Source organism: Rhizobium sp. CB2179 (assembly GCF_057653455.1).
The window spans coordinates 594,054-610,673 of record NZ_JBYGKR010000003.1 but is presented as its reverse complement, the minus strand read 5'-3'; the positions used below and the strand labels follow the sequence as shown (position 1 = coordinate 610,673).

General features: G+C 60.4%; 19 protein-coding genes. 16 read left to right on the top strand and 3 right to left on the bottom strand.

Annotated features, from left to right (window positions below; all coding sequences use genetic code 11):
- The first annotated feature begins 14 nt into the window (after positions 1–14).
- From AC244Q_RS31345 to minE, 16 genes are all read left to right on the top strand, one after another.
- Positions 15–974, top strand: a complete 960-nt coding sequence (locus tag AC244Q_RS31345; RefSeq protein WP_128408098.1) for a GlxA family transcriptional regulator — start codon at positions 15–17, stop codon at positions 972–974.
- A gap of 79 nt (positions 975–1,053) precedes the next feature.
- Positions 1,054–1,737, top strand: a complete 684-nt coding sequence (locus AC244Q_RS31340; protein WP_012763161.1) for a helix-turn-helix domain-containing protein — start codon at positions 1,054–1,056, stop codon at positions 1,735–1,737.
- Positions 1,738–1,825: 88 nt separating this feature from the next.
- Complete coding sequence (locus tag AC244Q_RS31335; protein ID WP_128408097.1) at positions 1,826–2,734, top strand: class II glutamine amidotransferase; 909 nt, start codon at positions 1,826–1,828, stop codon at positions 2,732–2,734.
- Between the two features lie 38 nt (positions 2,735–2,772).
- Positions 2,773–3,459: a GltB/FmdC/FwdC-like GXGXG domain-containing protein gene (locus tag AC244Q_RS31330; protein WP_128408096.1), complete on the top strand. Its 687-nt coding sequence runs from the start codon at positions 2,773–2,775 to the stop codon at positions 3,457–3,459.
- A gap of 14 nt (positions 3,460–3,473) precedes the next feature.
- Positions 3,474–4,802: an FMN-binding glutamate synthase family protein gene (locus tag AC244Q_RS31325; protein WP_003548137.1), complete on the top strand. Its 1,329-nt coding sequence runs from the start codon at positions 3,474–3,476 to the stop codon at positions 4,800–4,802.
- An 83-nt stretch (positions 4,803–4,885) separates the two neighbouring features.
- Positions 4,886–6,193 carry a type III glutamate--ammonia ligase gene (glnT, locus tag AC244Q_RS31320; RefSeq protein WP_128408095.1) on the top strand — a complete coding sequence of 436 codons (1,308 nt, stop codon included), beginning with the start codon at positions 4,886–4,888 and terminating at the stop codon, positions 6,191–6,193.
- A gap of 192 nt (positions 6,194–6,385) precedes the next feature.
- Positions 6,386–7,270, top strand: a complete 885-nt coding sequence (gene purU / locus AC244Q_RS31315; protein WP_017996905.1) for a formyltetrahydrofolate deformylase — start codon at positions 6,386–6,388, stop codon at positions 7,268–7,270.
- 149 nt (positions 7,271–7,419) lie between these two features.
- Positions 7,420–8,553 (top strand): aminomethyl transferase family protein, encoded by a 1,134-nt coding sequence (locus tag AC244Q_RS31310; protein ID WP_128408094.1) that lies wholly within the window; start codon positions 7,420–7,422, stop codon positions 8,551–8,553.
- A gap of 11 nt (positions 8,554–8,564) precedes the next feature.
- The gene (locus AC244Q_RS31305; protein WP_128408093.1) at positions 8,565–9,170 is read left to right on the top strand and encodes a dimethylamine monooxygenase subunit DmmA family protein; all 606 of its coding nucleotides are present in this window, start codon (positions 8,565–8,567) and stop codon (positions 9,168–9,170) included.
- Positions 9,167–10,132: a PDR/VanB family oxidoreductase gene (locus tag AC244Q_RS31300; protein WP_128408092.1), complete on the top strand. Its 966-nt coding sequence runs from the start codon at positions 9,167–9,169 to the stop codon at positions 10,130–10,132. Before AC244Q_RS31305 ends, AC244Q_RS31300 begins: the two co-directional genes overlap by 4 nt.
- A gap of 31 nt (positions 10,133–10,163) precedes the next feature.
- Positions 10,164–11,204, top strand: coding sequence for a heme-dependent oxidative N-demethylase family protein (locus tag AC244Q_RS31295; protein WP_012763169.1), 1,041 nt, complete (start codon positions 10,164–10,166; stop codon positions 11,202–11,204).
- Positions 11,205–11,244: 40 nt separating this feature from the next.
- Positions 11,245–12,582, top strand: a complete 1,338-nt coding sequence (locus AC244Q_RS31290) for an NAD(P)-binding domain-containing protein (protein WP_012763170.1) — start codon at positions 11,245–11,247, stop codon at positions 12,580–12,582.
- Between the two features lie 112 nt (positions 12,583–12,694).
- Complete coding sequence (locus tag AC244Q_RS31285) at positions 12,695–13,297, top strand: methyl-accepting chemotaxis protein (protein ID WP_128408091.1); 603 nt, start codon at positions 12,695–12,697, stop codon at positions 13,295–13,297.
- 209 nt (positions 13,298–13,506) lie between these two features.
- A complete protein-coding gene (gene minC / locus AC244Q_RS31280) occupies positions 13,507–14,226 on the top strand; it encodes a septum site-determining protein MinC (protein ID WP_012763172.1) in 720 nt (239 codons plus the stop codon).
- Between the two features lie 85 nt (positions 14,227–14,311).
- Positions 14,312–15,127 carry a septum site-determining protein MinD gene (gene minD / locus AC244Q_RS31275; RefSeq protein WP_025397600.1) on the top strand — a complete coding sequence of 272 codons (816 nt, stop codon included), beginning with the start codon at positions 14,312–14,314 and terminating at the stop codon, positions 15,125–15,127.
- Positions 15,124–15,384, top strand: a complete 261-nt coding sequence (gene minE / locus AC244Q_RS31270) for a cell division topological specificity factor MinE (protein ID WP_003574994.1) — start codon at positions 15,124–15,126, stop codon at positions 15,382–15,384. Before minD ends, minE begins: the two co-directional genes overlap by 4 nt.
- Before the next feature lie 41 nt (positions 15,385–15,425).
- On the opposite strand, the gene AC244Q_RS31265 is transcribed toward minE, so the two are convergent.
- From AC244Q_RS31265 to AC244Q_RS31255, 3 genes are all read right to left on the bottom strand, one after another.
- Positions 15,426–15,806, bottom strand: coding sequence for a DUF6481 family protein (locus AC244Q_RS31265; RefSeq protein WP_012763173.1), 381 nt, complete (start codon positions 15,804–15,806; stop codon positions 15,426–15,428).
- A 135-nt stretch (positions 15,807–15,941) separates the two neighbouring features.
- Positions 15,942–16,166 (bottom strand): hypothetical protein, encoded by a 225-nt coding sequence (locus tag AC244Q_RS31260; protein ID WP_012763174.1) that lies wholly within the window; start codon positions 16,164–16,166, stop codon positions 15,942–15,944.
- A 128-nt stretch (positions 16,167–16,294) separates the two neighbouring features.
- Positions 16,295–16,504, bottom strand: a complete 210-nt coding sequence (locus AC244Q_RS31255) for a cold-shock protein (protein WP_003548109.1) — start codon at positions 16,502–16,504, stop codon at positions 16,295–16,297.
- Positions 16,505–16,620: the final 116 nt, after the last annotated feature.

Below are 16,620 nucleotides of genomic sequence, written 5' to 3'. Positions count from 1 at the left end.
GCTAAGAAAGAGACATGCCCTCTGTTGATAGTAGAAATGTCCAGAAAATCGGCTTCATCCTTATCCCGGGATTTGCGCTGATGTCCTATGCTTCGGCGACCGAACCGCTCAGGGCGGCAAATCTTTTGGCCGGACGCGAGATCTATCGACTGCAGATCTTCTCGCCCGATGGCGCGCCGGCGCTCTCCTCCTCGGGCACAAGCGTCCCCGCCGAGCCTCTCCCGGTCAGGGGCTCGGGGCTCGGAACGGCCTTCGTCTGCGCCGGCGGCTTGCCCCGCGACTGGCGATATCCTAGCGTACTTGCCTGCTTGCGGCAGCTGTCGCGCGAAGGGGTGAGGATCGGCGGCATCTCGGGCGGCCCCTATCTGATGGCCGCCGCCGGACTGCTTGGCGGCCGCGACTTCACCATCCACTGGGAGCATGCGGCCGCCCTTCTCGAAGCCTTCCCGGACCTGACGCCGCGCCAGGCGCGCTTCGTGATCGACGGCAACCGGATCACCTGCGGCGGCGGCATCGCACCGCTCGACATGATGCATGTGCTGATCGCCGAGCGCATGGGGCCGGATTTCGCCCGCCGGGTCAGCGACTGGTATCTGCACACCGAGGTCAACGAGCCCGCTGCACCCCAGCGCGCCTCGCTGGCGCAGCGTTACGGCGTCCATCATTCCGGCCTGCTCAACGTTCTCGAACGGATGGAAGAGACGATCGAGATGCCGCTCGAGCGTGCCGCCATGGCGCGCATCGCCGGCGTCACCACCCGCCATCTCGACCGGCTCTTTTCGGCCCATCTCGGCACCACCTTCCTCGATCAGTACCGCAGGATCAGGCTGCAGCATGCCCATCGCCTGCTGAAGCAGAGCCCGCTTTCCGTCTCGGAAATCGCGGTGGCCACCGGTTTTTCCAGTCTGAGCCATTTTTCCCGGATGTTCCGTGCCGTCTACGGCATCGCTCCGCGCGCGGCGCGGCGGGAATAGGTTTTCTTCACGGTTGAGGAATTTTCACTATGACGATAGGGTTGCCTTGGACAAAAGAGAAGGCGGCGGTGGAAAACCCATGAAAACCAAGCGTGAAGCGGCAGAGCAACCGGAACAGGCGCAGAGTGGACGCGCTCCCTTTTCCCAGGATCCGCACGCCGTCCGCGAGCCGAAGGAAAACAACCTCGAAATGGCGATCGGCCATGAGGTGCGCGCCTACCGCAAGAAACTCGGCATCACGGTCACCGATCTGGCGGCCGCGACCGGCATTTCACTCGGCATGCTGTCGAAGATCGAGAACGGCAACATCTCGCCGTCGCTGACGACCCTGCAATCGCTGTCGCGGGCGCTCGGCGTGCCGCTGACCGCCTTCTTCCGCCGTTTCGAGGAACCGCGCAATGCCGTCTTCGTCAAAGCGGGGCAGGGCATCGAACTCGAACGGCGCGGCACGCGCGCCGGCCATCAATATAATCTGCTCGGCCATATCGACAACAATACCAGCGGCGTCATCGTCGAGCCTTACCTCATCACATTGACGGCCGATTCCGACACCTTCCCGACCTTCCAGCACGAGGGCATGGAATTTCTCTACATGCTCGAAGGCGAAGTCGTTTACCGCCATGGCGACCAGCTTTTCCAGATGGAGCCGGGCGACAGCCTGTTCTTCGATGCCGATGCACCACATGGGCCGGAGCAGTTGGTCAAACTCCCGAGCAAATACCTCTCGATCATCACCTATCCTCAGCGGAGCTCGAAAGGCTGACTTGCCTTAAAAGAAAAAATCTTTCTTCCGAGTTGAAAAACGAAAACAGACCTGCTAGTCCTTTCTCAACACGAACGGAGGTCTGGTCATGTGCGGAATTGTGGGGCTCTTCCTCAAGGATAAAAGTCTCGAACCGGAGCTCGGGGCACTGCTGTCCTCGATGCTGATAACGATGACGGATCGGGGGCCGGACAGCGCCGGTATCGCGATCTATGGCGACGCCAGCGGCAGCAATGCCAAGATCACCATCCAGTCGGCCAATCCGAAGAAGGATTTCGCCGACCTCGAGGCCGAGCTCGGCCAGGCGGTCGGCGCACCGGTCGCCATCCAGGTTAAGAGCACCCATGCCGTCATCACGCTTGCGAAGGATCTGCTCGATGCGGGCAAGGCAGCCGTTTCTGAATTGCGTCCCAACATCCGCATCATGAGCAGCGGCGACGCCATCGAGATCTACAAGGAAACCGGCCTGCCGAAGGATGTGGTCTCCCGCTTCGCGGTCAATTCAATGGCCGGCACCCACGGCATCGGCCATACCCGCATGGCGACGGAATCAGCCGTCACGACGCTCGGGGCCCATCCTTTTTCCACCGGCTCCGACCAATGCCTGGTGCATAATGGCTCTCTGTCCAACCACAACAATCTGCGCCGCGAGCTGAAGCGCGAAGGCATGACCTTCGAAACCGAAAACGACACCGAGGTCGCCGCCGCCTATCTGACGGCAGAGATGGCCAAGGGCAAGAATCTCGGCCAAGCGCTGGAAGGCGCGGTGGATGACCTCGACGGCTTCTTTACCTTCGTCGTCGGCACGAAGTCCGGCTTCGGCGTCGTGCGCGACGCGATCGCCTGCAAGCCCGCCGTCATGGCCGAAACGGACCAGTATGTCGCATTCGGTTCGGAATACCGGGCGCTCGTCAATCTGCCCGGCATCGAGAATGCCCGGGTCTGGGAGCCGGAGCCTGCAACCGTCTATTTCTGGGATCACCAGAAGGTCGCTTGACCGGCACCTCATGCGCATTCTCCAAGGGTTATCGAAACATGCCTGTGATTGATCTTGCCACTACGCCGTTACGTGAACTCAACAGCGCCCTGCACAACATCCAGAACGGTTCGAACGATCTTTCCTTCGAAGTCGTCAATCCGCGCGGCAGCCATTCGGTTGCCGTCGGCATCGATGCGCCCGTCACGGTCGATGTGAAGGGGTCGGTCGGCTATTACTGCGCCGGGATGAACGACGGCGGGACCGTCACGGTTCACGGTTCGGCAGGTCCGGGTGTTGCAGAAAACATGATGTCTGGAACCGTCGTCATCGAGGGTGATGCCAGCCAGTATGCCGGCGCAACCGGCCGCGGCGGCCTCCTTGTCATCAAGGGCAATGCGGCATCGCGCTGCGGCATCTCGATGAAGGGCATCGACATCGTCGTTCATGGCAATATCGGCCATATGTCGGCCTTCATGGGCCAGTCCGGCCACCTCGTGGTGCTGGGCAATGCTGGCGATGCGCTTGGGGATTCGCTCTACGAGGCGAAGCTCTTCGTGCGCGGTTCGGTCAAGAGCCTGGGTGCCGATTGCATCGAAAAGGAGCTGCGTCCCGAGCATCTGACGAAGCTGGCCGAACTTCTCGAAAAGGCGGGTGTGACCGAAGTGAGGCCCGAGGAATTCAAGCGTTACGGCTCGGCCCGCAAGCTCTATAATTTCAATATCGACAACGCCGACGCGTATTAAGGCGAGGGACCATCATGAGCTATCACAACCCCTATACCCCGCCGCGCAAGTCCGCGACCTTCGACGATTACACGCTGGCGGAAATCCGCCGTGCGGCGGCGACCGGCATTTACGACATCCGTGGCGCCGGCACCAAACGCAAGGTTCCGCATTTCGATGACCTGCTTTTTCTCGGCGCATCGATCTCGCGCTATCCGCTCGAAGGTTACCGCGAAAAGTGCGACACGTCGGTCGTCCTCGGCGCGCGCTTCGCCAAAAAGCCCATTCACCTGAAGACGCCGATCACCATTGCCGGCATGAGCTTCGGCGCGCTCTCCGGCAATGCCAAGGAAGCGCTCGGACGCGGCGCGACGATTGCCGGAACCTCCACCACGACAGGCGACGGCGGGATGACCGATGAAGAGCGCGGCCATTCGCAGACGCTGGTCTACCAGTATCTGCCGTCGCGATACGGCATGAATCCCAAGGACCTGCGTCGCGCCGATGCGATCGAAGTGGTTGTCGGTCAAGGCGCAAAGCCCGGCGGCGGTGGCATGCTGCTCGGCCAGAAGATCTCCGATCGTGTCGCCAACATGCGCAATCTGCCGAAGGGCATCGACCAGCGCTCGGCCTGCCGCCACCCGGATTGGACCGGCCCGGACGACCTCGAAATCAAGATCCTGGAACTGCGTGAGATCACCGACTGGGAAAAGCCGATCTATGTGAAGGTCGGTGGCGCGCGTCCCTATTACGATACCGCACTTGCGGTGAAGGCTGGGGCCGACGTGGTGGTGCTCGATGGCATGCAGGGCGGAACCGCCGCGACGCAGGATGTCTTCATCGAAAATGTCGGCATGCCGACGCTCGCCTGCATCCGCCCCGCCGTCCAGGCGCTGCAGGATCTCGGCATGCATCGCAAGGTGCAACTGATCATCTCGGGCGGCATCCGATCGGGCGCCGACGTGGCCAAGGCACTGGCGCTGGGTGCCGATGCCGTTGCCATCGGCACGGCGGCACTCGTTGCGATCGGCGACAACGATCCGCATTGGGAAGAAGAATACCAGAAGCTCGGCACGACGGCCGGCGCCTATGACGACTGGCACGAAGGCAAAGACCCGGCCGGCATCACGACGCAGGACCCGGAACTGATGAAGCGCCTTGATCCAATCGCCGCCGGCCGCCGTCTCGCGAACTATCTGAAGGTTATGACGCTGGAAGCCCAGACCATCGCGCGCGCCTGCGGCAAGAACCACCTGCACAACCTGGAACCGGAAGATCTTTGCGCGCTGACGATGGAGGCGGCCGCCATGGCCCAGATCCCGCTCGCCGGCACAAACTGGTATCCCGGCAAGGGAGGCTACTGATTTCTACTACCGGCCGGGCAAACGTCCCGGCCGTCTCGCATCCATAAGCAAAGTGTCTCCAAGAAATCCAAAGGGGAACGAGAATGACACTGGACCTTGCTGCTTTTGCCAAAGACAAAGGCATCAAATATTTCATGATCAGCTATACCGACCTGTTCGGTGGCCAACGCGCCAAGCTGGTCCCCGCGGAAGCCATCGCCGATATGCAGAAGGATGGCGCCGGCTTTGCGGGCTTCGCAACCTGGCTCGATTTGACGCCAGCCCATCCCGACCTGTTCGCGCTTCCCGATGCGTCCTCGGTCATCCAGTTGCCCTGGAAGAAAGACGTCGCATGGGTTGCAGCCGACTGCGTCATGAACGATCAGCCTGTCGAACAGGCACCGCGCGTGGTGCTGAAAAGACTGGTCGCTGAAGCTGCGAAAGAAGGGCTCCGGGTGAAAACCGGCGTGGAGCCCGAGTTCTTTCTGATTTCTGCGGACGGCTCGGTGATTTCGGACCAGTTCGATACCGCCGAGAAGCCTTGCTACGATCAGCAGGCCGTGATGCGTCGCTATGATGTCATCGCCGAGATCTGCGACTACATGCTCGAGCTTGGCTGGAAGCCCTATCAGAACGATCACGAGGACGCGAACGGCCAGTTCGAGATGAACTGGGAATATGACGACGCGCTTCAGACGGCAGACAAGCACTCCTTCTTCAAGTTCATGGTCAAGTCGGTCGCCGAAAAACACGGCCTTCGCGCCACCTTCATGCCGAAGCCCTTCAAAGCCCTGACCGGAAACGGCTGCCATGCCCATATTTCGGTCTGGGACATCGATGGCAAGGTCAACGCCTTTGCCGACAAGGAAATGGCCTTTGGGCTCTCCGCTCAGGGTAAAACCTTCCTCGGCGGCATCATGAAGCACGCCTCCGCGCTGGCCGCGATCACCAATCCGACGGTCAATTCCTATAAGCGCATCAACGCGCCGCGCACGACATCGGGCGCGACCTGGGCGCCGAACACCGTGACCTGGACGGGCAACAACCGCACCCACATGGTGCGCGTGCCGGGACCTGGACGTTTCGAGCTGCGCCTGCCTGATGGTGCGGTCAATCCGTACCTGCTGCAGGCGATCATCATCGCGGCCGGCCTCGACGGCATCCGCAGCCAGGCAGACCCCGGCCGGCATTACGATATCGACATGTATGCCGAAGGGTATCTGGTGAAGGACGCGCCGCGCCTACCGCTCAACCTGCTCGACGCGCTGCGCGCCTATGATGCAGACGAGGGCTTGAAGCAGGCGATCGGGGCCGAGTTTTCCGCCGCCTATCTCAAGCTCAAGCATCAGGAATGGAATGCTTTCTGCTCGCATTTCACCCAGTGGGAACGCGACAGCACGCTCGACATCTGAACGGACGGGCGTTCTGAAGACACGCTGATGCGCCGGAGCAGACAAGCTCCGGCGTGGTTGCAGTGCCGCGTGTATTTCAGACGCCAATACGACGCTAACACTTTGGATTGCTGCGTAATTATCAAGTCGATCCCGATTTAAGGAATTATGCAGTAGGCCATCTGCGCTCGGGATAGCGAAGGAAGAAACAGCATGAAGAGTTTCGTACTCACCGTATCCTGCAAGTCGACGCGCGGCATCGTCGCGGCGATTTCGAGCTATCTGGCCGACAAGGGCTGCAACATCATCGACAGTTCGCAGTTCGACGATCTCGACACCGGCAAGTTCTTCATGCGCGTCAGCTTCATTTCGGAGGAGGGGCTTTCGGGCGCCGATATCGACACCGGTTTTGCGACCGTCGCCGCTCCTTTCGAAATGGATTACGATTTTCACGACAGCGAGAAGCGCATGAAGGTGCTCTTGATGGTGTCGCGCTTCGGCCATTGTCTGAACGACCTGCTCTACCGCTGGAAGATCGGCGCCCTGCCAATCGATATCGTTGGCGTGGTCTCCAACCATTTCGACTACCAGAAGGTCGTGGTCAACCATGACATCCCCTTCCACCATATTCCGGTCACCAAGGCCAACAAGGTGCAGGCCGAGGGCCATATCATGGACGTGGTCGAGCAGACCGGCACCGAGCTGATCGTGCTCGCCCGCTACATGCAGATCCTGTCGGACGAGATGTGCCAGAAGATGTCCGGGAAGATCATCAATATCCACCACTCCTTCCTGCCAAGCTTCAAGGGCGCCAACCCTTACAAACAGGCCTATCAACGCGGCGTGAAGCTGATCGGGGCGACGGCGCATTACGTCACCGCCGATCTCGACGAAGGCCCGATCATCGAGCAGGACACGGCGCGCATCACCCATGCGCAGTCGCCCGACGACTATGTCTCGATCGGCCGCGACGTCGAAAGCCAGGTGCTGGCGCGCGCCATCCACGCCCATATCCATCACCGCACCTTCATCAACGGCAACCGCACCGTGGTCTTCCCGGCAAGCCCGGGAAGTTACGCGTCGGAGCGGATGGGCTGAGAGATGATTGGCGTCATCGCACCCATCGCGCCACAGCGCCTATGCCATCAAAGTTTGGGGAATGCATGCCGGGCGGGCTTGCCACGACGCGAAAGACTTATATAGTCAGGAAATAAATATTCCGTAGAGGAAATAAGAGGGAACGGACAATGGCTTTATCATGGCGTTTCTCCGTCTTGGCGGATCGGCATCGCGCACTGGGATCGAAGCTCGAGGACTGGAGCGGTATGGGCACCGCCTGGACCTATGACAAGGATATGTCGGAGGAGCATGTCGCCGTCCGTACCAAGGCCGGCATCATGGATGTTTCGGGCCTGAAGAAGGTGCATCTGGTCGGCCCGCACGCCATCGCCGTGCTCGACTCCATCACCAGCCGCGACCTGACGAAGATCTACCCCGGCCGGTCGGTCTATGCGACGATGCTGAACGAGCGCGGCCACTTCACCGACGACTGCATCGTCTATCGCACCGGCCCGAATTCCTGGATGCTGGTGCATGGCTCCGGCTCCGGCCACGAGGAACTCGTCAAGCAGGCCGCGGGCCGCAATTGCGCCGTGCTCTTCGATGACGACCTGCACGACCTGTCGCTGCAGGGACCGCTCGCGGTCGACTATCTGGCCAAATATGTGCCCGGCATTCGCGATCTCAAATACTTCCACCACATGCAGACGACGCTGTTCGGCGCGCCGGTGATGATCTCGCGCACCGGTTATACCGGCGAGCGCGGCTACGAGATCTTCGTGCGCGGCCAGGACGCCGTCATGGTCTGGGACCGGATCGTCGAGGAAGGCAAGCCGATGGGCATCATCCCCTGCTGCTTCTCCGTTCTCGACATGCTGCGGGTCGAAAGCTACCTGCTCTTCTACCCTTACGACAATTCGCAAATGTATCCCTTCGCCGATCAGCCGCCCGGCGATAGCCTCTGGGAACTCGGCCTCGACTTCACCGTCAGCCCCGGCAAGACGGGCTTCCGTGGCGCCGAGGAGCATGCCCGCCTCAAGGGCAAGGAACGCTTCAAGATCTTCGGCATGCTGATCGATGCCGACGGACCGGCCGATCTCGGTGACGAAGTCTTTGCCGACGGCAAAAAGGTCGGTGTCATTACCTGCCCGAGCTATTCCTCCCTGACGAAGAAATCCATGGCGATTGCCCGCTTGGACGTTGACAAGGCGGTGCATGGGACGAAACTCGAAGTCCGCGGCAAGACAGTAAAGGCAAGCGCCACCGCCCATACACTTCCCTTCGACGATCCGGAGAAGAAAAAGAGGATTGCCGTAGGTTAAGGAGCAGGCGAATGCTCGTTGCAGGCATCAAGAGCCGACCCGTCTACACGGGCCTGACCATCCAGCCCAATGCCCGGCGGCACATTTTCGCGCTCGAAGGGGAGGGCGCCAGGGCTCTGCTCGATCAGCAGCCGGCGCTTGACGAAACGGCTCTTGCCCGCAGCGAGATCCTCTATGTCGCCCGCGGTTCGCAAGGATCCGGCCTGGACGAGACGCTGCGCCACCTCGGCGCCGACATGTTCTTCACGGCTCCGACCATCGCAACGCTGCTCTTCCGATTGAAGGGTTCGCTTGCCACTGCTCACATGGGCACGCGGCTTTATCTGTCGGGCACGGAAGGCTTCATCGGCCAGGCAATGCTCGTGGCGCTCGATTACGGCATGGACCATGCCTCCGTCATCACCGAGCATCGCGGCTCGCTGGCACGGCGGGTGCAATGCGTCCATTGCAAGGGCATTACCGACGACGTCACCACCAGCCCGTTTGCCTGCAGCCATTGCGGGCTGCCGCTTCTGGTGCGCGATCACTATTCGCGCCGGCTCGCCGCCTTCCAGGGCGTCAATATCGATGCGGAAGAACCGGGCAGCGCGCCTGACCCCGAGGAGTTGTTCCTTTGAGCGGTGGTACTGAAATTCCTGTCCGCGTGGTGCGGATCACGCCGATTGCCGAGCGCGTCAAGCGCTTCCGTTTCGAGCGCCTTGACGGCAAGCCGATGCCTTATTTCTCCGGCGGCGCCCACGTCATCGTCTTGATGAACGATGGCGGCCATATGCGCCGCAACGCCTATTCGCTGATGTCGCCGCCGCATGATTGCGCAGCCTACGAGATCAGCGTGCTGCACGTCGAGAATTCGCGCGGCGGCTCTACCTTCATGCATGAGAAGGTCAGCGAAGGCGACGAGCTCAAGGTCAGTTATCCTGTCAACCTCTTCCAGCCGGACTGGCGCGGGCGCAAGCATCTTCTGATCGCCGGTGGCATCGGCATTACCCCCTTCATCGCAATGATGGAGCAGTTTTCCCGCGAGGGCGCCAATTTCGAGCTGCATTATGCCATCCGCACGCGCGACCGCGGCGCCTATTGGCAGCATCTCGTCGAGCGCTATGGCGGACATCGCATCAAGATCTATTGCGATGCCGAAGGCGGCGCCATGCCGCTGACGCGCCTGCTCGGCACCCAGCCGCTCGGCACGCATCTTTATGTCTGCGGCCCGTCAGGGATGATCGACGGCGTGCTGAAGTCGGGACTGGACGCCGGCTGGCCGGAACAGAACCTGCATTCGGAACGGTTCCTGTCGTCTCTACCAGGCAAGCCCTTCGCGATCGAGCTCCTGCGGTCCGGCAAGACCGTGAAGGTCGGCCATCACGAAAGCATGCTGGAGGCAATCGAGGCGGCGGGCGTCGACGCGCCCTTCCTCTGTCGCGGCGGCGCCTGCGGTCAATGCGAGACCGGCGTCGTCACCTGCGACGGCAAGCTGCTGCACCATGACGTCTATTTGACGAGCGAAGAAAAAGCATCCGGCCGCAAGGTGATGATCTGCGTTTCCCGCTTCGAGGGAAACACGCTGCATCTTGATCTCTAGCGGCATTGGAAGCGGAACAAGGAGACCGGACATGGCAATCGTCTTCAAGCAGGAAACCTTCCGGAACGATTTCAGTTATCGGAATAGCCCCGAGAATATCCGGCGTTTCCCGTTTCCCTTTGACCGCGACGAATACATGTATTCGGTCAATATGGAGCCGCATGTCCACGGCCGGGCGGGAACCGTCTACGAAAGCTTGATCGACGTCGACGAGCATTATGTCGCCGAGATGCACGACCGGGCGCTGGTCCTGAAGGAAGATCCGCTGCGCTATCAGGCGCTGCCGCACATGATGAGCGCGCAATGGGATACGCTCGAACTTTTGATGGAAGAGCAGGCGGCAGGGTACCCCGACCATTTCACGCTGATCCGCAACGGTGACCAGTGGCGTTGGATCAACCGCCCGCTCGGCATCGACGACAGCTTCACCTTTGGCGATGCCTCGACGCTGCCCTATGAGCCCTTCGAATATATCACCCGCCAGGCCCAGGGCGATTTCTGCATCGTCGACCAGCGCGACAGCAATCTCTGGATGGACGCCGGCATGGTGACGACGCAGGCCGACTGGTCGCTCGATTTCGACATCGGCATGAACTTCATGGAATGGCATGGGCCGGTGCCGCTCGCCCACCAGATCGGCGTCTTCGACCGAGCGCTGAAATTCCTGTTGAACCTGCAGCAGGGCAAGCCGACACGGCGCTTCAACTGGACGATGACGATCAATCCGCGGCTCGACACCAGCCCGGAGAATTATCACAAATGGGGTCCTGACCGCACCACGGTGACACCTGATAATGTCGGCGAGAAGGTGCATCTGCGCGTCGAGCTGCAGAGCCTTTGGCGCCTGCCACGCTCGAACGCCATCCTTTTCGTCATCCGCTGCTACCTGATGAACATGGAAGAGCTCGTGACCGTGCCGAAATGGGCGCGACGCTTTCCGCGCGTGCTGAAGACACTGCCGCCGGAGCTCATCGACTACAAAGGCCTCACCCGCTTCCGCGAGACGACGATCGACTGGTTTTCCAAGTATGACGATGGGGCGCCGACCAGCCCCGGCATCTATCCGGACTGACACGCAGGACAATGCGATATAATCAAGAGGGGAATGCTTCATGACAAGAGTAGCCGTCATTGGTGCCGGTCCTTCCGGACTGGCGCAGCTGCGCGCCTTTCAATCGGCCGCCCAAAAGGGCGCCGAGATCCCGGAGATCGTCTGCTTCGAAAAACAGTCGGACTGGGGCGGGCTCTGGAACTATACCTGGCGCACCGGCCTCGACGAATATGGCGAGCCGGTCCACGGCAGCATGTATCGTTACCTCTGGTCGAACGGACCGAAGGAATGCCTTGAATTCGCTGACTATTCCTTCGAGGAGCATTTCGGCAAGCCGATCGCCTCCTATCCGCCGCGCGCTGTGCTCTGGGATTACATCAAGGGACGCGTCGAGAAGGCGAACGTCCGCCACTGGGTGCGCTTCAGCACGCCGGTACGCATGGTCCGCTTCGACGATCAGACGAAGAAGTTCACGGTGACGGCGCATAACCGCGTCGAGGACCGGATGTATGACGAGGAATTCGACTATGTCGTCGTGGCATCAGGTCATTTCTCGACGCCGAACGTGCCCTATTTCGAAGGCGTGAAGACCTTCAACGGCCGCGTGCTGCATGCCCACGACTTCCGTGACGCGCTGGAGTTCAAGGGCAAGGACATCCTGCTCGTCGGACGCAGCTATTCGGCCGAGGACATCGGCTCGCAATGCTGGAAATACGGCGCGAAATCGGTGACGACGAGCTATCGCTCGAAGCCGATGGGCTTCAAATGGCCGGAGAATTTCGAGGAGCGGCCGTTGCTGATCAAGCTCGAAAACCGCACCGCACATTTCCTCGACGGCTCGACCAAGGAGGTCGATGCGGTGATCCTCTGCACCGGATACCAGCACCACTTCCCATTCCTGCCCGACGAACTCCGGCTGAAGACCGCCAACCGCCTCTGGGCTGACAGCCTCTACAAGGGGGTGATCTTCGACAAGAACCCGCAGCTTTTCTATATCGGCATGCAGGACCAGTTCTATACCTTCAACATGTTCGACGTGCAGGCCTGGTGGGCACGCGACGTGATGATGGGCCGCATCACGCTGCCGCCGGAAGAGGAGCTGAAAGCCAATTTCGACATGTGGCGCGCCCGCGAGGAAACACTCGAGGATGCCGAGCAGATGATCTGGTATCAGGGCGACTATGTGAAGGAACTGCTTGCCGAAACCGATTATCCCTCCTTCGACATCGAGGGCACCAACCAGACCTTCATGGAGTGGGAACATCACAAGGCTCACAACATCATGGGCTTTCGCGATCATGCCTACCGATCGCTGATGACCGGCAACATGTCGCCGACGCACCACACCCCCTGGGTCGAGGCGCTCGACGATTCCATGGAGGAATATCTACGCAACTGATGAGGCGGGCCTGCATTGCCGGAGGAGGGTGTTCGTGCACTCTCCTCCGGCATATTGTGAGCCGCGCCTTTGAGCGAGACGATTGCAACTCTTCTCTTCGGATGTGGCCTTCATGGATTTTCAAACGAGCATTCTCGGGCGCATGAGCGGTTTTCTCTACCGCTGCCGAGCCGATGAAAACTACACGATGCTTGAGATGACCAACGGCATCGAGCGCATCTTCGGTTATCCCGTCGATGAAATCGTCGGCAACCGCACGCGAACCTTCACCTCGATCATGTACGAGGAAGACGTGCCTTTGATGGATGAGATCGTCGGACGGGCGCTGGAGAAGCGCACGGACTGGACGATGGAATATCGTATCCGCCACGCCATGGGGCATCTCATCTGGGTCACCGAGACAGGCGGCGGTATCTGGGACGAGAAGGGCGAGCTTCTCTATCTCGAAGGCAGCATCATCAACATCGAATCGCTCTATCAGCGAATCGATGAACAAACCTCCGGCATGCGCGTCACCGCCTCGAAGACCAATGAGATCCTGCAATCGCTGCGTTACCTGAAGCTGCTCGCCGTCAATGCCGGCATCGAGGCCGCCCGCGCCGGCACGGCCGGATCGGGCTTTGCCGTGCTGGCCGCAGAAATGCGCACGCTCGCCAACTCCTCGGAAGAGGCCGCACGCGCCATTTCCAACGCACAACGCAAGGCCGAGGGCTGAGCTTTACCCAAGCAGCGGCAGATTTGCGGCTCAAGTCGAAAGCCGCAATATTAACCGGGCAGCGCTTCCGCAGATTGCAACGCTTTTCCAATGGCTTGCGGTAATTCTGCGCTTAAAGAATCTCAGGTGATTGTCGGTGAAATTAAGGCCGCGTTAACTTTTTGTTAACCATAGCAGCGGTAGACATGGTCAACGATTTCTTCACATAGATGACCAAAGTGCTAACAGACGCTCGCTCTATCCGCATCAAGGGCCGCTCTTTCCTCGCGGTCATGCTGTCTCCGGATCTTCCCATCGATGATTGGTTGATCCGGCTGGACGATTTGGCCGCGCGTTCGGCCGGCTTCTTCCTCGGACGGCCTGTCGTGCTCGATCTGACGGACCTGCAAATCGACCGGCCACAGCTGAAGGACCTGATTGCCGAACTTGCCAAGCGCAATGTCAGCATCATGGGCATCGAGGGCGCGCGGCCTTCGATCCTCGGATCCGGCATGCCGCCGGCACTCAAAGGCGGTCGGTCGGTCTCCGACATCGAAGTTCAGGCAAAGGAGCCTGCCGATCTACCCGGCAAACCGGCAGCGGCGGAGGCCCGCCCGGCCATGCAATCGATCGTCATCCGGGAACCGGTGCGCTCGGGGCAATCGGTGATCTTTCCGGAAGGCGACGTCACCGTCATCGGATCGGTCGCCTCGGGTGCCGAGGTCATCGCCGGCGGGTCCGTCCATATCTATGGCGCCTTGCGTGGCCGAGCCATGGCGGGATCCATCGGAAACGCATCGGCGCGGATCTTTTGCCGCAAGCTCGAGGCCGAGCTGGTTGCAATCGACGGCATCTACAAAATGGCGGAAGACATGGCCGCCAATCTTCGCGGACAGGCTGTTCAGCTCTGGCTCGAAGACGACGCGATCATGGCAGAGAAACTGATCTGACGGCAGCGCCGCGCCTCTCTTCGAGAGCCGCACAGCACGCTTTAACACTTTGAATTACTGGGGCCACGGCAAAGGAGAGACAATGATGGGGAAAGTGATCGTCGTCACGTCAGGCAAGGGCGGGGTTGGCAAGACAACCTCGACCGCCGCATTGGGAGCGGCGCTGGCGCAACGCAATGAGAAGGTCGTCGTCGTCGATTTCGACGTGGGCTTACGCAATCTCGACCTCGTCATGGGCGCCGAGCGCCGGGTCGTCTATGACCTGATCAATGTCATCCAGGGCGACGCCAAGCTTACCCAGGCGCTGATCCGCGACAAGCGGCTGGAAACGCTGTTCCTGCTGCCGGCCTCGCAGACGCGTGACAAGGACAATCTGACGGCCGAGGGCGTCGAGCGCGTCATCAACGACCTGAAGCGCTATTTCGACTGGATCATCTGCGACAGCCCCGCCGGCATCGAGCGCGGCGCAACGCTTGCCATGCGCCACGCCGATGTGGCCGTGGTCGTCACCAATCCTGAGGTCTCTTCGGTGCGCGATTCGGATCGTATCATCGGCCTGCTCGATGCCAAGACCGCCAAGGCCGAACGCGGCGAGCGGATGGAAAAGCACCTGCTGCTCACCCGCTATGACGCCAACCGCGCCGAACGCGGCGACATGCTCAAGGTCGACGACGTCCTGGAGATCCTGTCCATCCCGCTGCTCGGCATCATACCCGAAAGCATGGATGTTCTGCGGGCATCCAATATCGGGGCGCCGGTCACGCTGGCAGACAGCCGCAGCGCGGCTGCGATGGCCTATTTCGATGCCGCTCGTCGGCTCGCCGGCGAAGTTGTGCCGATCGCCATCCCAGAGGAAAAGAGGAACATTTTCGGCAAGATCTTCGGACGGAGGGCAGCATGAATATTTTCCGTCTATTCAACAAGCAGAGAACCGCACCGGCCGCCCGCGAACGGCTGCAGGTCCTTCTCGCTCATGAACGTTCCTCGGCGGGGTCGGACCTGGTCTCCCTGCTGCGCGAGGAAATCCTGGCGGTGATCGCAAAGCATGTGCAGCTCGACCACGACAAGGTGCAGGTGACGATCGATCGCAACGAATACGTCTCGACCCTTGAGATCGACGTCGAAATCCCGCTGAACGCAGCCGTTCAGGCTGCTTGAAAGAGAGCGCTGCCTGTTGCGACAACAGGCGGCGCTGACGATCAGGACTTCCTGGCTTTGCGATTGGCGTAACGCAGGTCGCGTTCGGCCTTTCGGGCGGCTTCGTCGGCAATCACGCGGGCGATCCGCTCTTTATCAGCTGCTTCGCGCGCGTCGGCATCGGCGCGTGCTGCGGCCTCGGCGGCAGCCTGACGTTCGGCCTCGGCGGCCTGAGCCCGCTCCAGTTCCTCGAGCTTGACCCGTTCTCGCTGAGCGCGACGTTCTTCCCTGGCCGCGGCAATGGCTTGACGCTCCGCCTGCTTTGCCAGCCTTGTCGGTTCGGCTGAATCCTTGGCGCTACGATACGCATTGAGGAGAGCCGCCTTGGCTTCGGCAGCGGCGCTGCGGCGATCGGAAAGCTCGTTGTTTTTGGCGTTTTTCAAATCTGTTTCCTGACTGTTTGACTTCGACCCTACGGCGCCGCACGTCTTAAGACGCGCAAAGGGCGCTGTAATACCTTGAACTGCTGCATCGCTTTATCCTGAAATCGGACCGATTTAAGGAATTATGCCGTTGGGTCAGATTTTCTTTTTTCGCTTCGCGCTGGGAGCAGTACCCCCTGTCAAGCGATCCTGCAATTCCTTGGCTTCACGCGCTTCGCGTAACCGCAAGGTTTTTTCCTCGCGGGCACGTATGGTCGAATCGATCTCTTCGACCGCGCGGCTTCGCGCCAGGAACTGCGATTGCGCGTTTCCGAAGGCAATCTCCGCCTGCTTGCGTGATTTGCTGTGTGACTCTGTCATATCAATCCTGGATTTATCAGCCCGCTGGCGGAACGCAGCAAAAAGGCCAGGCAACTTGCCTGACCTTGATAGTATCATACTTTCAACTGTGCCGGTACATCCGCGGTCAAAGGAAAGCAGATTTCAGTTTAAGCGGCTTGGAGATTGCAAGCGGACATTTTGCCCGACTTGTTATCGCGCTCAAGCTCGTAGCCGATCTTCTGGCCTTCGACGATTTCGCGCATTCCAGCACGCTCGACGGCAGAGATGTGGACGAAGGCGTCAGCGCCGCCGTCATCAGGCTGAATGAAGCCGAAGCCCTTGGTGGAATTGAACCATTTAACTGTGCCAGTGGTCATAACAAACCCTTTCATAGCAATTGACGACCGCACGTGCGAAAGCACGACGGATGATGATCTCGATTTTGAAGAGGGAAGTTCGTCCAGGGCACGTTGCCAGCGTGCGATAACAAAAG

Excerpts from the sequence above, each read along its gene's own strand:
- AC244Q_RS31325 (WP_003548137.1), top strand. The coding sequence starts at position 3,474 with ATGAGCTATCACAACCCCTATACCCCGCCGCGCAAGTCCGCGACCTTC.
- minD (WP_025397600.1), top strand. The coding sequence starts at position 14,312 with ATGGGGAAAGTGATCGTCGTCACGTCAGGCAAGGGCGGGGTTGGCAAG.
- glnT (WP_128408095.1), top strand. The coding sequence starts at position 4,886 with ATGACACTGGACCTTGCTGCTTTTGCCAAAGACAAAGGCATCAAATAT.
- AC244Q_RS31255 (WP_003548109.1), bottom strand. The coding sequence starts at position 16,504 with ATGACCACTGGCACAGTTAAATGGTTCAATTCCACCAAGGGCTTCGGC.
- AC244Q_RS31285 (WP_128408091.1), top strand. The coding sequence starts at position 12,695 with ATGGATTTTCAAACGAGCATTCTCGGGCGCATGAGCGGTTTTCTCTAC.
- AC244Q_RS31260 (WP_012763174.1), bottom strand. The coding sequence starts at position 16,166 with ATGACAGAGTCACACAGCAAATCACGCAAGCAGGCGGAGATTGCCTTC.
- AC244Q_RS31305 (WP_128408093.1), top strand. The coding sequence starts at position 8,565 with ATGCTCGTTGCAGGCATCAAGAGCCGACCCGTCTACACGGGCCTGACC.
- minE (WP_003574994.1), top strand. The coding sequence starts at position 15,124 with ATGAATATTTTCCGTCTATTCAACAAGCAGAGAACCGCACCGGCCGCC.
- AC244Q_RS31330 (WP_128408096.1), top strand. The coding sequence starts at position 2,773 with ATGCCTGTGATTGATCTTGCCACTACGCCGTTACGTGAACTCAACAGC.
- purU (WP_017996905.1), top strand. The coding sequence starts at position 6,386 with ATGAAGAGTTTCGTACTCACCGTATCCTGCAAGTCGACGCGCGGCATC.
- AC244Q_RS31340 (WP_012763161.1), top strand. The coding sequence starts at position 1,054 with ATGAAAACCAAGCGTGAAGCGGCAGAGCAACCGGAACAGGCGCAGAGT.
- AC244Q_RS31295 (WP_012763169.1), top strand. The coding sequence starts at position 10,164 with ATGGCAATCGTCTTCAAGCAGGAAACCTTCCGGAACGATTTCAGTTAT.
- minC (WP_012763172.1), top strand. The coding sequence starts at position 13,507 with ATGACCAAAGTGCTAACAGACGCTCGCTCTATCCGCATCAAGGGCCGC.
- AC244Q_RS31290 (WP_012763170.1), top strand. The coding sequence starts at position 11,245 with ATGACAAGAGTAGCCGTCATTGGTGCCGGTCCTTCCGGACTGGCGCAG.
- AC244Q_RS31335 (WP_128408097.1), top strand. The coding sequence starts at position 1,826 with ATGTGCGGAATTGTGGGGCTCTTCCTCAAGGATAAAAGTCTCGAACCG.
- AC244Q_RS31310 (WP_128408094.1), top strand. The coding sequence starts at position 7,420 with ATGGCTTTATCATGGCGTTTCTCCGTCTTGGCGGATCGGCATCGCGCA.
- AC244Q_RS31345 (WP_128408098.1), top strand. The coding sequence starts at position 15 with ATGCCCTCTGTTGATAGTAGAAATGTCCAGAAAATCGGCTTCATCCTT.